The sequence below is a fragment of the Haloferula sp. genome (genome assembly GCF_049672945.1).
In the GTDB taxonomy this organism is placed as follows: Bacteria; Verrucomicrobiota; Verrucomicrobiia; order Verrucomicrobiales; family Akkermansiaceae; genus Haloferula.
Genome location: NZ_JBATWY010000065.1, coordinates 20,233 through 33,914, shown reverse-complemented (window position 1 = coordinate 33,914; position 13,682 = coordinate 20,233). Strand labels below are relative to the sequence as shown.

Below are 13,682 nucleotides of genomic sequence, written 5' to 3'. Positions count from 1 at the left end.
GTAGACGGGATACTTTTTGATGTAGTCGGGAAGTTCGCCGGTTTCTTCGAGCCGTTCCTTGAGCTTCGCGTGCGCGGCATCCCGGGCGACGATGATGGTGCCGGTGAGAGCGAGGGCGGTGGTGACCGGGTACTTTGAAAGCGTGGCCAGCGTGGCTTCCATGCCTAGGTCGAGATCGATATTGACGCCACTGAATTTCCAATCCCGGTATTTTTCCGGGATGAACTGTCCGGGGTTGGTCTCGAGTTTTTCGAGGAAGATGCCGTCCCTGGTGATCTTGGCTTTGGCCTGACGGTCAGCCGAGCAGGATACGGCGAGACCGACCGGGCACGAGGCACCATGTCGTGGCAAGCGGATCACCCGGGCGTCGAGCGCGAAGAAGTTCCCACCGAATTGGGCACCAATGCCCGTGTTGCGGGCCACTTCGAGAAGCTTCTTTTCGAACTCGAGATCACGGAACGCCTGACCGTGTTCGTTGCCCTCGGTCGGGAGTTCGTCGAGGTAGCGGGTGGAGGCCATCTTGACAGTCTTGAGGCAAGCCTCGGCGGAGGTGCCTCCAATGACGAGAGCGAGGTGATACGGCGGGCAGGCCGAGGTTCCCAGAGTGAGGAGCTTCTCCTGACAGAACTTCAACAGGCTGGCAGGATTGAGCAAAGCCTTGGTCTCCTGATAGAGGAAGGACTTGTTGGCAGAACCGCCGCCTTTGCTGATGAAGAGAAATTTATAGGCGTCGCCGGGCTCCGCATAGAGTTCGATCTGGGCAGGAAGATTGGTGCGGGTATTGACTTCATCCCACATGTTCAGAGGAGCGACCTGCGAGTAACGAAGATTCTCTTCGGTGTAGGTTTTGTGAACGCCGCGGGCGATGTCTTCGGCGTCGTTCCCGTCGGTCCAAACTTGCTGCCCTTTTTTTCCCATGACGATCGCGGTTCCCGTATCCTGACAGTTGGGAAGGATACCGTGGGCTGCGATCTCAGCGTTCTTCAACAGCATCAGTGCGACCATTCGGTCGTTTTCGGTTGCATCGGGATCATCCAGAATGGCGGCAACCTGTTTGATGTGGGAGGTGCGAAGCGAGAAGTTGATCGCCTTGAAGGCCTCGTTGGCAAGCAGGGTCAGGGCGGCGGGGTCGATCTTGAGAATGGGCTTACTCTCGAACTCAGACGCAGAGACATAGTCCGAGCTGATTTTGACATACTCGGTGGGGTCGGAGGAGAGAGGGAAGGGATCCTGATAATGGAATGGCTTCGCGGACATGGGCAAAGCCTAGGCTCAGCGCTCAGCCTGGTCCAGCGGATGAGTGGAAACGGGCACAAGTTGATTCGATTCGCATGGCAGCCACAAAAAACCCGTCGGCCACTCGGGCGGACGGGTTCAAAAGATTTTGAAATTTCGACCTAGGCGCGTTTGCGGCGAAGCAATGTGATCATTCCAAGCATCGCCAAGAGCGCCGTCGAGGGCTCAGGGATCGCCTCGAAGGTCACCCACAAGCGGTCCTGTTCGGTTGCATTATCCGCATAAAAATAGGTCAATCCGCCGTTGTCGGTCCAGGTATCCAGCTGGTCCAGATAGGTTTGTGCCCGGATCATGGCGGCTTGGGTATCACCCGAGTAGCTGGCGGTGTAACCACTGATGGAAATATTGCCGGCATTGGGGGAATTCTCGTCCAGGCTCGGAGTCGAGTTGAACGTTGGGTCTTCGACGATTTCCCAGAAAGCCATTTGAAGTGCGGCACCGATGATGGCCGCTTCGGTTCGATCGCCTCCGTCCCTCGCTACGAAGAAATCCACCAGGGTATTCGAGAAAAGCTTCGCTACCAGCACCTGCTGGCCTGCGTTCAGCGATCCGAAGCCTTGGGTCACTTGATAACTGGAACTGTCGTTGGGGCCGACGAACATCTCGGCGCAGATGTCGAATGCAGTAAAGGTTCCGGTGGCGGTGGTTACCTCGGTAATCGTGGCACCCACTGGATCGATCTCGAAGGGGTCGGGAATGCCTCCTCCTTCGGTGTTGTTGAAGAGGATGTTGCCAACGGTCAAGCCGTCGACCCGTTCGAAGGTGTTGTTAGCAGGCGTCCCCGAGATATCCTCGGTGAAGGTCTGTGCTGAAAGCGACAGCGCAGAGGCGAGAAAGATGCTGCCAAGGAGGGGTGCGATGGGGTTCTTCATCGGGAGATGGGCGGGGTGTCAGCCAAAGTCGGTGGGGTGAAATACTTTGGACTTCCGAGATATTCACAAAATTTGGGTAAAATTGCAAGAATTTCCTCAATTTCGCCCGGTGCCTTCGATCAGCCCCAAGCCTGAGGCGGCAGGGAATGGGTGAGGAGAAGGGAATTGAAGCTCTAGACCGCCCTCAAAACCGCCCTTCGTCGGCGTCGATGTAATCGAAGAAGGTCAAGATGCCTTCCCGATCCTTGAAGCCGGACTCCTCGATGCGTGTGGCGAGGCGCTCGCTCAGGTCGTCTCGAAAACCCCGGGTCTTCATGTAGGCATTCCACCAGGCAATTTCGTAGTCAGGGCGATCAAGGCCCGTCTCCCGGCACCATGCCAAGGCCTCGGCGTCGCTCGCCCCTCCTTTGACCAAATCTGCCAAAGGCTCGTATCCGACCCCGAGAAACTGACACGTCCAGAGATCCATGCCGCCGCCGAGATTGGCGTGATAGTCTTCGCTGAGCTGTCCGTCTCGTTGCAGGCGGATCTTGTCGCAAAGGCGTGGGAAGTAGATCAATCCATCGATTTCGGTCCGAGGGCTGCAGGGATAGCGGGAGCTCATGGGGGCAATCTGGGGTAAGCGTCCGTCGGTCGACAACGCCAAACTGGGAGCTCTTGGATTTCGGAACCGAAGGGGAATGGCGGCTTTCATTCGAACCCGATCCGAGTAAGGTGAGCCTCATGACAAGCGGTATTGGTCTTCTGGGAATCATCGGGGTGATCGCTTTGGTGGCTTGTGGCCCGGCTGGTTCTGAACCGCAGTTCGATGGAAATACCCGCACTGAGCTTATTCCCGTATCGACCGCCGGGATGCATTCGGTCACGCCACCCTCGCCGTTGCGGCTTCCGCTTTCGACGGTCTTCAAGGGTGAGTCGAAGTTTTACGCACTGGTGGCCAAGGCGGAACGCGAGAATTGGCGTCGGCTCCCCTTGGGACAGCGAACGATCAGGGCGGCGCGGGAGATGGTCGGGGTTCCCTATGTGAATTATACCCTTGAGGTCGACGACCACATCGAGAACCCGGTCGTCAATTTCACCGGCATGGACTGTTGGACCTACTACGAGAACGCCTTGGCCTTTGCGCGGATGCTTCGCTACAAGCCGGCACCCTACAAGCCGGCGGACATGCTTCATATGGTCGAAATCGAACGCTATCGTGGCGGTCGCTGCACCGGAGGGTATCTCAGTCGGATGCATCATTTGGAGGAGGTCTTTTATGACAATGAGAAGCGGGGCCTCGCGACAAACATCACGCCGCGGCTGCCGGGTGCCGTGCGCTTGCAGCGGGAGATCCGCGAGATGACCGTTCAGTGGAAGAGCTACCGCTACCTCCGTAATAATCCTGCGCTGGTCCCACAGATTGGAAAGATCGAGGCCCAGGTTTCGAAGTTGCCGGTTTACCATATTCCCAAATCAAAAGTGCGGGCCGTGGAGTCCTACCTTCAGGATGGCGACATCTGTGCGATCACCACCAATTGGAAATTCGGATACACTTCCCATGTTGGGCTGATCGTGAAATTGAGAGGGCGGGCCTACTTCACGCATGCCACCTCAGACCGGGACAAGGGCCGGATGACCATCATTGACCGGCCGATTACGGACTACCTGAATGGCTCCTCAAAACATGCGGGAATCGCGGTTTGTCGGCCAAAAGACCTGCCACCCTCACCGATGTGGCAGCGCGGTGTGGTCGGTCGCTAAAACATCGGAAAGATTCCGCTTGTCGTCCGCGAGGAGAGATGGTTTGTTCTTCCGAACACTGTTCGAGATACCATGAATGAACCACTGACCCAGAGACAACAGGAAATCTTTGATTATCTCAAGGAATCGCAGCGGATTCGGGGGGTCATGCCTTCGACCCGCGAAATTCAGGACTCCTTCGGATTCGCCAGCCAAACGGCGGCGATGAGTCACCTCAGGGCGCTGGAGCGAAAAGGGGTGATCCAGAGACTGCCGGGGAAAGCGCGTGCGGTGATCCTCGCCGAGGATCTCGACCGCGAGGAAGTGGTCGATATTCCGATCTACGGTGAAATCGCCGCAGGTATGGCGCAGGATGCCCCACCCGAGAAGGAGGGATGTCTGTCGATCGATATCGCCTCACTCGGAGTCCGGCCGACGGCGAGAACCTTCGCGTTGAAAGTTCGCGGCGACTCGATGATCAATGCGCACATTTGCAGTGGGGATACGGTCATTCTTGAATTCAAGGAACCTCGCAGGGGTGACATCGTCGCCGCCTTGATCGATGGTGAAACCACTCTGAAGCGCTACGTTTTCCAAAGCCGCAAGCCTTACCTTCAAGCGGAGAATGATGACTTCCCCGATTTGATTCCCGCGCGGGAATTGGTGATCCAGGGAGTCATGATTGGCCTGCTTAGGAAAGGAGCAGGTTGAGCGCGACCTTCATGGATGGTGGAGTCGCCAGCGACTTGTCTTTGGCCCGCCCGACATCGTTGCCGGTATTAGGCCATCGATTGACAGGGAAGATTGACAGGGAATACAGCTGAGCAGCATCGCCTTGAAGCTGGTCTGGTGGCTCGTCTTTACCCCCGAGATCAGCAATCGATTGAGGTCCAACCGTCAGGGATGATGTCCCGATTCCAAAACCACGACCACGAACCAGGCCGGGGATAGTAGATTTGTTTATCGGGTGCCTTGCTCAGCCATGCTCCCCACCAGCTGAATGAGCTGTTGGCGATGGCGAAACGCTGGCACTGGCTGATCAAGTGGATGTCCTGATAGGCCCATTCGTCACCATCGCGACCTTCGACGATGGTCATCGGGAGGTCGAAATCGAGGTTCTCACGCAGCCAGTCCTTGGCGTCGCCGAAGCAAAAGAGGTGGGGATTGGCCAAGCCTTCCACCATTTTGGCGACGGCGGTCTTGTAGTAGTCGAGTGAGATCTGTTTGACGCCAGCTTTCGGGCCGGAGGCTTCCTGCCCGGCATGGACCTGATGCAGTCTCCGCGCGTGCAGGCCGATGGCATCGCACCTTGACATGGCCTCCTGAATCCTCCGCGTGTTCTCGTCGAGCGGCGCCACGACCGTGAAATCCTTGCGAATCTGATCCGCGAAGTCCTCGAAGTATCGGGGGCTCTGCCAGTAGCCTTTGAAGAGGACGCGCCGGGAACGCGTATCCATCCGGGCGATTTCCGGCATGAATGCAGGGTCCTTGGGCTCTTCGACGTAGGTCGCCGTTGAGAGATCGCGGCTCCGGTTCACCGCTTTCTTGAGACGACGTGTCAGGCTGCCGATCTGGCCTGGCCGGGTGTCGAGGCTGCTGGCTTCGGGGAAATCGATCTGATATTTATCAAGACAGTAGACACGTCCATAAGGATCACCTTCAAAGCCCAAGCGGGTATCGAGGATGAGTTCGTCATTGTTGCGGAGCGAGAGGGCGCGGGCGAAGGCATAGGCAAACATCTGGTTTCCCAGGCCACCCCAGATTCGAGCTACTACAGGCATCGTGGATAATCAGAATTGGAAGTAAATGAATTCGCCGATCCGATCGAAGTCGCGGCCAACGGCGTAGAGAAGGATGAGAACAAAGGCGAGAAACAGGTAGGTGGGGCGCCACTGCCAGAAGCGACGTGGTCCGAGTTCGGCATCGGGTAGGTTTTTCATGCCGAGGGCGGGGAAATAGCGCCGCATGAATTGTTGGGTGTTCGGCATGAACCAGACCAGGAGGAGTCCGAGGACGATGGGTCGAAGAGCGCGAGTCTGCGGGGTGATCACCATGCCGGCGGAGGACCAGAAGTCGAAGCCGTTCAATCCGAACATCGAAGCGAGAATGGTGCGGGTCGCACGCATGGCATCGTCCATTGATCCGCTGGCGAGAGCTTCATAATTGCCGGCTCGGAAGGGAATCCAGGCAATGGCGACGGCGAGGAAGGTGATGAAGACGGCAATCGGTCGAGGGATGGAAGGGAGGCGGCATTTCCGGCCGAGCCAATGCCAGGCGTGGTTCACACAGAGGTAGAATCCGTGCAATCCACCCCACAGGATGAAGGTCCAGCCGGCGCCATGCCAGAGACCACCAAGGAGCATGGTGGTCATCAGGTTGACATAGCGGCGGGCTGGTCCCTTGCGATTTCCACCAAGTGGAATGTAGAGGTAGTCACGAAGAAAGCGCGAGAGGGTGATGTGCCAGCGCCGCCAGAAGTCGATGATCGAAGTCGCCTTGTAGGGGGAGTGGAAGTTGAGCGGCAGGCGGATGCCGAAAAGGCGTGCCGAGCCGATCGCCATGTCGGAGTAGCCCGAGAAGTCGAAATAGATCTGCAGCGTGTAGGAAAGCGTGGCGGCCCAGGCTTCGCCGATGGTCAGGTGTCGGTCGCCACTCGCAGCGAGGTCGAAGAGAGGGGTTGCCGTTCGAGAGAGGTAGTCGGCGAGGACGACCTTTTTGAACAAGCCAATGATGAGGATGGTGGTGCCGATCGACAGGTCGGTGGCGCACAGACCGCGTCCCGATTGCCTCTGAAACTGAGGCAGCATCTCCTTGTGATGCACGATCGGGCCGGCAATGAGCTGGGGAAAGAAGGTGACGAACAGCAGGTAGTCGCTGAAGTGATACTCTTCGGTCTCACCGCGCCAGGCATCGATCAGATAAGCGACCTGCTGGAAGGTGAAGAAAGAGATGCCGAGGGGGAGGATGATGGTCGGAGCAGGGAGGCCTGCCTCGGTGATCGCTTCGATCGATTTGGCAATCAGTCCGGCGTATTTGTAGAAAGCGAGGATGCCGAGGTTGGCGACAATGCCGGTCACGAGAACGGCTTTGCCGGCCCGGGTTCCCCGGTGGCCGGCGATGTAGCGACCGCAGAAGAAGTTGAAGCCGCAGGAGGCTCCAATGATCCACAGGTTTTTCCAATCCCACCAGCCGTAGTAGAAAAGGCTGGCGAGGACCAGAAACGAAACACTGACCCGGAAGGGCGCGTGGCGCAGCAGCTGAAAACCGATCAGTGCGATCGGCAGGAAGAGAAGCAGGTAGATGTAAGAGTTGAATAGCATCTCCTTGCGTCAATCGGGTCCTTCCTCGTTGCCAAGACTCTGAGCCCACTCGATGTCGGCCTTTCCCGTGCCATCGGTGTAGCGGCGGAATCCCTGTTTCGATTGATCGACCCAGCCGTCGAAGTTCTCCGGCGTGAGCCTCAGGCCGTAGTCCTCACCGCCCTCGAGTTCGATCGGCCATCCCATGATGCGTGCAAGGATCAGGTTGCCCACTTCGAGAGTGTAGTGGTTGAAGTCATCCCACCTCTCCATGCGGCCGTCGTCGGTCGGAAGTGGCTCGCAGTTGATCGGATGGTAATCGCCGAAGTCCCAGACTTCCGCCGGGATGGCGTCGGGGTTTTCGCGGTTGATGCGGTCGACCAGTGAGGTGACTTCACGGCGCTCGCTCTCGAAGGGAAGCATCGGTTCCTCGCCGGAACGCGTGTGGGCAAGGGCGTGCTGCGGGTGGATCAGAAGAACCAGTCGGATCCCTCGCTGGTGGCAAGTGCGAACGATGCCCTCAAGCAGCTCTCGCTTGTCTTCACGCAGGGTGGCGACCGCGCCGGCACTTTGCGGAGCCTCGAACTGCGTCTCGCCCTTGATTGCCATGGCGAGGAAGTCTCGCTGGCTGATTCTTCGCTCAGGCCGATGACGTCGCAGGCCTTGTGTGTCGAATTGGGGTTTTTCGTCGGAGAATCGTCTCTTGATCGTTTCGAATGAGGCCTCGAGGGTGGAGATGCCAACGAGGTATCGGATCTCGCGGTCGATTTTTCCCTTCTCCGGACCAAGTGGCGAACCCTGGTAGTCGAAGATGATGCGGGTATCGAAGTCCGAGCTGAGATCGCCCGGGTCGATGCCGATGATTACCAGTTCTGGATCCTGAACTTCGATGAGGTAGCGGAAGAATGCCTCACTTTCGTAAATGTAGCAGGCGTTGGCGCCGAGGTTATAGACGTCGTCCCGCCCCCAAGCCGACAGCTTGGGATCGAGGCTGTTCGCTACGCGGGACGAGCCGATCAGGGCGACTCCGATCGTCGGTGCCGAACGGATGAGTCCACACTTTCCGGTGCGATTCTGGGAACCAAGGTCACGGTAGGCATCAAAGGCTTCGGATGACAGCGGGCTGGGTGTGATCCGCCAGGGGTTGACCACGAGATTGGTGAGGAGGGAGACAACCAGCGAGATGCCCACGATGATGACAAAGCCACGGATGTAGCGGCGCATGGACAGTCGGGAGATCAATCGCATGTCAGGAGGCATGTCAGTTCTTCTCCCACAAGTCCATGTGGTCGATCACCCACTGGTGGTCGTCAGGGTGATCGTTTTGGTAGCGTTCGTAACCGGCGGTGATCTCATCGAGCCTCGCTTCGACATCGCCAGATTCCAACTTTCGACCGTAGCTGGCATGCGCGGGATCTTCGAGTGGCCAGTCGAGCATGCGGGCGAGCATGATTTTCCCGAGAGAAGGAAGGGCGTGGGTGCCGTCTGCCCAATACTCTGAGGGTTTCCGGGGATCGTCGATCGGCGGCAGAGCTTCGCAGTTGTAGGGATGGAAATCGTTGAAGTCCCAGAGTTCGACCGGTGCTCCGGAGCCCTTGGCGTTTTCTTCAGCGACCACTTGGCAGATCACTTCACGGTCGATGCGGAAGCCGGGGTCGGGATCATGCTTGAGTCGGAAGACCGAAAGGAAAGCCGCGTGGTTAGGTGGGATGCAGAGGATCAGCCGGATGTTCTTTTTCTGGCAGAGTTGGATGATGGAACGCAACGCCTCAACCTTGGCGGGATTGATCTCGATGGATTTCTTGCGCTGGGTGATGTAGCGGTCCGACCACATGAAGGAAACGTATTGGAGCACCGCGCGCAGCGGGCGTTTGTCGAGCTGGCGTAGCCAATGGCCTTCGGGTGTGTAAGCGGAGAGTCGGTCTCGGATCTTGTAGTTGAGCGTCTTGACGCTCATTTCGAAGAAGGAATATCCGCAACGGTAGCGGAGTTCTTTCTCGAAGGCATCGCCCGTGTCGCTGAGTGGCGATTCTTCAAAGCCGGCACCTGGAGGAATGGTGACCGGGTTGGTGAGATCGGTGAGGTCCACGCCGATGATTGCCAGTTCGAGTTGCTCGTTCTCCGAGGCATACTCGAGCATCGCCAGATGTTCGTTGAGCGTGCCTCCGCGCAGAGCGAGGTTGGCGACGCGTTTGCCGTCCCACTCAGGGAGCAGGGGGTCAAAGGCAATGTCGACGCGCGACGAACCGAGCAGCACAGTGTCCCAGTCGAAGCTGCGGATCAGGCCCGTCTTGCCATTGCGGGGGAATTTGTGGACCGGCTTGTAGTCGGCGTAGGATGAATCGGTCCATGCCGTAGGTGTCAGCCAGAGGGGATTGATGTGGGTGGAGAGCGTGACAAAGAGCAGCATCAGGAAGCCAAAGGTGCCGCCGAGACCGAGAGCGTGACGCCGCGCTGCGTTGCGTGCGGAACGGTAGTCGCGTGGCTTGTGGCGGCGCTTGCTCAAGGAAAGGAAAAGGTGCCTTGAAGGAACCTAGGGTGAGGGCTCAAAGGTTTCGACAGGCTCGGCATCGGTGGGCGAGAACTCCTTCATGATGTTCTTCGTGAACTGCCAGTCCTCAGGATGATCAATCTGATACTTCTCGTAACTCTTGCGAATGATTTCCTCCCTCTGGTCGATGTTTTCAGGGGTGAGGATCTGGCCATAGCTCGCCTCCACCGGGTCGTCGAGCGGCCAGTCATTGATGCGTGAAAGGATCACGTTGCCGAGGGTTTCGAGGGAGTGAGTACCATCAACCCAGTACTTCGCGGGCGTTTCCGGGTTCTCGGGAATGGGTTCACAGTTCAATGGGTGAAAATCGTTGAAATCCCAGATGACGACTTCAGGCGCGTTCGGGAAATTCTTCTGCTCTTCGGCGACGAGATCGACGATGGTCCTCCGATCGAGCATGAAGAAGGGGTCCGGATCATTGTCGAAGGGGAAGACACTGAGATAAACGGCGTGGTTGGGAGGGATGAAGAGGCGCAGCTTGATGTTGTTCTCCAGACAGCTGCGAACCGCCTTGCGGAAGGAGGCGACCTTGCTGTCGCTGAGTGCCAGTTCGAGCTTCCGTTTCCGGACATAACGGACAGCGAAAGGCACGGAATCACGTTCGAGAATCAGGCGCACCGGATCAACGGAGCGATGATGGGCCCAGTGGCCCTTGGTGGTGTAGGGCGGAATGAAGCCGCTCGCGCGTGCCTTGACGGTCTTGTAGGAGGCTTCTGCGGTCGAGAACCCGACATGGTACCGGAGCTCGCGCTCGAAGGCGTCGCCATTTTCATTGAGTGGCGATTCATAGAAGCCGGCTCCTCGGGACAGGTCGTCCTCGGAGGTGAGGTCGGTCAGGTCGAGACCGAGGATGACTTCCTTAAGCTCGGGGTTGTTGTCGATGAGGAAGGCGAGCATCGCCGCGTTCTCGTTGATGCTGGCAGCGCTCATGCCGAGGTTGACGACCTTGGTGTCGCCCCACTGCGGGATGTCGGGATCGAGTCCGATGGCGACGCGGGATGATCCGAGCATGGCGACTTCCCAAGGAACCGAACGCGCCATGCCTGCCTTGGCGGTACGAAGGTTGCGGTAGATCTGGCGGTGCTCGGCAAACTCGTCGTTGGTCCAAGGAGCGGGAGTGACCCAGATGGGGTTGATCCAGGTGTTCACCAGGGTAAACACCAGCATGACTCCAGCGAACGTACCAAACAGCCCCAGGGCATGCCGTCGGAATGAGCGTGGAACAGGTTTCATGAGAGCGGGTGGATTCCGGGCTTAGAATTGGAAGTAGATGAACTCGCTGAGTTTATCGAATTGATGAATGGTGACGCACATCATCAGCAGGTTGAAAATGAACCAGGGAGTGGTGGGTCTCCATTGCCACCAGCGGCGCGGTCCGAGCTCGTAGTCTTCGAATTTCGAGGGATCGATGGCCGGCTGATAGCGGCGCATGAACTGCTGGGTGTTCGGCAGGATCCAGCAGAAGACCATGACGAGGCAGGCGCGCATGGCGTGCGAGTCCTTGACCACGTAGCCGCTGCGATCCGGCCAGATGGTGAAGCCATTGAAGCCGAACATCGAGGCGAACATGGTGCGGGTGGTTTCGAAGGCCTTCGCAGCCGAGCCGGCGGAGCCGAGTTCGAAGGTCCCGGCGCGGAACGGAACCCAGGCGATCACCACGAAGATGAAGGTGAGGCCGATGGCAACGGGCTTCGGTAGTGGTGAAATATTGTGCTTCTTGCGGAAAGAGATCCAGGCGTTGTTGGCGCAGAGGTAGAGTCCGTGAAGCAGGCCCCAGAGGAGATAGGTGATGCCCGCTCCGTGCCAGAAACCTCCGAGGATCATGGTGATGAGGAGGTTGATGTAGCGGCGGGACTTGCCCTTGCGATTTCCGCCGAGCGGGATGTAGAGGTAGTCGCGCAGGAAACGTGAGAGGGTGATGTGCCAGCGCCGCCAGAAGTCGATGATCGAGGTGGCCTTGTAGGGGGAATGGAAATTGAGTGGCAGACGGATTCCAAACAGGCGGGCGGAACCGATCGCCATGTCGGTGTAGCCGGAGAAATCGAAGTAGATCTGGACCGCGTAGGCGATCGCCCCGGCCCAGGCTTCGACCATGGTTGGATCGCGGCCGTCGGACGCCGCGGCAAGATTGAAGATCGAACTCGCTATGGGTGCCGCGTTGTCGGCGATGACCACTTTCTTGAAGAGGCCGATCAGGAGAATGCTGAGTCCGGCGGAGGCATCGACCCAGCGATGGTTCTTCCAAGTCTCCCGCTTGAACTGCGGGATCATCTCCTTGTGGTGGACGATCGGTCCGGCAATGAGCTGTGGCCAGAAGGAGACGAACAGCATGTAGTCGGTGAAATGATATTCCTCGGTTTCGCCGCGCCAGGCATCGACAAGGTAGGCGATCTGCTGGAAGGTGAAGAAGGAGATGCCGAGGGCGAGGACGACGTTGGGAATGGTGGTCGGCCAGCCGGTGAAATGCTGCAGGATATTCGCGACGAAGCCGGTGTATTTGAAGTATCCGAGCAGCAGCAGGTTGAGGACGATGCCGGCGACGAGGACCCACTTGCCGTGCTTGGTCTCTCGGTGTCGCGCGATGTATTCTCCCGAGAGGAAATTGCCGACGCACGAGCCGAGGATCAGAAGGACATACCAAGGGCGCCACGGCTGATTGGGGTCGGGATTCCACCAGCCGTAATAGAAGAGGCTGCAGAGGACGAGCCAGGTGAAGCCGGCGCGGAGTTTGACGCGGGCGGCGATGGAGAAGCCGAGGAGCGCGATCGGCAGGAAAAGCAGGAGATAGGTATAGGAATTGAAAATCATCTCGACGTCCCCGAAGGCCCGGGGATTCAGCACCAAAGGGATAGGACGGTCAAGAGGGGTTGCGTACTCGAGCCGGGCTGGCTTTACTGCCGCGCAAGTGACGGGGAAGAATCAGCCGCGGGTGGTGATATTGGGCAAGGGGCGCAGCATCCTGACCTGGTTCGAGGACTTGCGCAGCGGTTTTGATCAGGTGGGTGCGGAGGTGCGGGCGGTGAGCATTCAGGCGGAGACGGGAGAGGAACGCTGGCTGCAGAAGCGCGAGGGCTTGCGCGAACTGGACAATCCTCGGGTGATCGAACGCATCCGGACGGAGCTTGAGGCCTTCGCGCCGGATTTGATCGTGGTTCAGAATAAAGCGGGATTGCCGGCCGCTGCTTTCGAGCGTTGGGTTGGGGTGGTAAAAAATGCGAAGTGGGTTGGCTGGTTGTGTGACAACCTGAATGCGCCGCCCAAGAACTTGGTAGCGTGCTTTCACCGGGTCTACTATTTCGACAGCGGTTGTGTGACGGCCTTGGAGTCTTTTTATGACCATGGGGGCCATTCATTCGACTACCTGCCGCTGGCCGTTAATCCGGAGCGCTATCCGCTGGTGTCGAAGGGCGAGCGCAAGCAGTCGATCGTATTTGCCGGCAAGTGCAGTCCTCATCGCCGCGCGTTTTTTGATCAGATCCGCGAGAAAGGGCTACCACTGGAAGTCTATGGGCCGGGTTGCGGGGATTGGCTGCGTCCATGGAGGGGGCGGCGTCTTTCCTCAGGCAGTCTGGCGAAGCTTTATGCGGGGCATATCGCCAGCCTGAATCTGCTCCAGCCGGGTAACACCGAACGGGGGATGAATCTGCGGGCCTTTGAAGCACCGTGCTGTGGTGGCGTCGGGCTTTATCCCGCGGTCGAGGATCTGCCACGATGTTTCGAGGCGGGGAAAGAAATCCTCGTCTATGAAAATGTCGATGCGCTTGCCGGGATTGTAGACGAACTGGTCGGGAATCCGGAGCGCGTCAATGCGGTCGCCGAGGCGGGTCGCGCGCGAGTGCTGGCGGAGCATACCTTCAAGCACCGTGCGCAGCGGATGCTGGCGGATTTGGCGAAAGGCGGCGGCTGAGGGCTCCACGCCGTCCCAGCGGGACGATCGATGGT

General features: G+C 58.4%; 12 protein-coding genes. 3 read left to right on the top strand and 9 right to left on the bottom strand.

Annotated features, from left to right (window positions below):
- The 3 genes from WBG04_RS05720 to WBG04_RS05710 all read right to left on the bottom strand — a co-directional run.
- The coding region (locus WBG04_RS05720) for a fumarate hydratase (RefSeq protein ID WP_424313419.1) at nucleotides 1–1,257 on the bottom strand (1,257 nt) is incomplete at its 3' end.
- A gap of 140 nt (nucleotides 1,258–1,397) precedes the next feature.
- Nucleotides 1,398–2,168 (bottom strand): PEP-CTERM sorting domain-containing protein, encoded by a 771-nt coding sequence (locus WBG04_RS05715; RefSeq protein WP_424313418.1) that lies wholly within the window; start codon nucleotides 2,166–2,168, stop codon nucleotides 1,398–1,400.
- Nucleotides 2,169–2,352: 184 nt separating this feature from the next.
- A complete protein-coding gene (locus WBG04_RS05710) occupies nucleotides 2,353–2,772 on the bottom strand; it encodes a DUF5069 domain-containing protein (protein WP_424313417.1) in 420 nt (139 codons plus the stop codon).
- Nucleotides 2,773–2,891: 119 nt separating this feature from the next.
- Between WBG04_RS05710 and WBG04_RS05705 the strand changes: the two genes are divergently transcribed.
- Nucleotides 2,892–3,911, top strand: coding sequence for an N-acetylmuramoyl-L-alanine amidase-like domain-containing protein (locus WBG04_RS05705; RefSeq protein WP_424313416.1), 1,020 nt, complete (start codon nucleotides 2,892–2,894; stop codon nucleotides 3,909–3,911).
- Nucleotides 3,912–3,983: 72 nt separating this feature from the next.
- Nucleotides 3,984–4,601: a transcriptional repressor LexA gene (lexA, locus tag WBG04_RS05700; RefSeq protein ID WP_424313415.1), complete on the top strand. Its 618-nt coding sequence runs from the start codon at nucleotides 3,984–3,986 to the stop codon at nucleotides 4,599–4,601.
- 161 nt (nucleotides 4,602–4,762) lie between these two features.
- On the opposite strand, the gene WBG04_RS05695 is transcribed toward lexA, so the two are convergent.
- Genes WBG04_RS05695 through WBG04_RS05670 form a run of 6 tightly spaced genes read right to left on the bottom strand, consistent with a single transcriptional unit; the run spans nucleotide 4,763 to nucleotide 12,548 of the window.
- Nucleotides 4,763–5,671, bottom strand: coding sequence for an alpha-1,2-fucosyltransferase (locus WBG04_RS05695; protein WP_424313414.1), 909 nt, complete (start codon nucleotides 5,669–5,671; stop codon nucleotides 4,763–4,765).
- 9 nt (nucleotides 5,672–5,680) lie between these two features.
- Nucleotides 5,681–7,210, bottom strand: a complete 1,530-nt coding sequence (locus WBG04_RS05690; protein WP_424313413.1) for an MBOAT family O-acyltransferase — start codon at nucleotides 7,208–7,210, stop codon at nucleotides 5,681–5,683.
- Nucleotides 7,211–7,219: 9 nt separating this feature from the next.
- On the bottom strand, nucleotides 7,220–8,437 hold the full coding sequence (locus WBG04_RS05685; protein ID WP_424313411.1) for a hypothetical protein: 1,218 nt from the start codon (nucleotides 8,435–8,437) through the stop codon (nucleotides 7,220–7,222).
- Between the two features lie 13 nt (nucleotides 8,438–8,450).
- Complete coding sequence (locus WBG04_RS05680; RefSeq protein WP_424313410.1) at nucleotides 8,451–9,695, bottom strand: hypothetical protein; 1,245 nt, start codon at nucleotides 9,693–9,695, stop codon at nucleotides 8,451–8,453.
- 27 nt (nucleotides 9,696–9,722) lie between these two features.
- A complete protein-coding gene (locus WBG04_RS05675; protein WP_424313409.1) occupies nucleotides 9,723–10,973 on the bottom strand; it encodes a hypothetical protein in 1,251 nt (416 codons plus the stop codon).
- 21 nt (nucleotides 10,974–10,994) lie between these two features.
- A complete protein-coding gene (locus WBG04_RS05670) occupies nucleotides 10,995–12,548 on the bottom strand; it encodes an MBOAT family O-acyltransferase (RefSeq protein ID WP_424313408.1) in 1,554 nt (517 codons plus the stop codon).
- On the opposite strand from WBG04_RS05670, the gene WBG04_RS05665 reads away from it, so the two are divergent.
- Nucleotides 12,538–13,647, top strand: coding sequence for a CgeB family protein (locus WBG04_RS05665; protein ID WP_424313407.1), 1,110 nt, complete (start codon nucleotides 12,538–12,540; stop codon nucleotides 13,645–13,647). The genes WBG04_RS05670 and WBG04_RS05665 overlap by 11 nt on opposite strands.
- The last annotated feature ends 35 nt before the right edge of the window (nucleotides 13,648–13,682 follow it).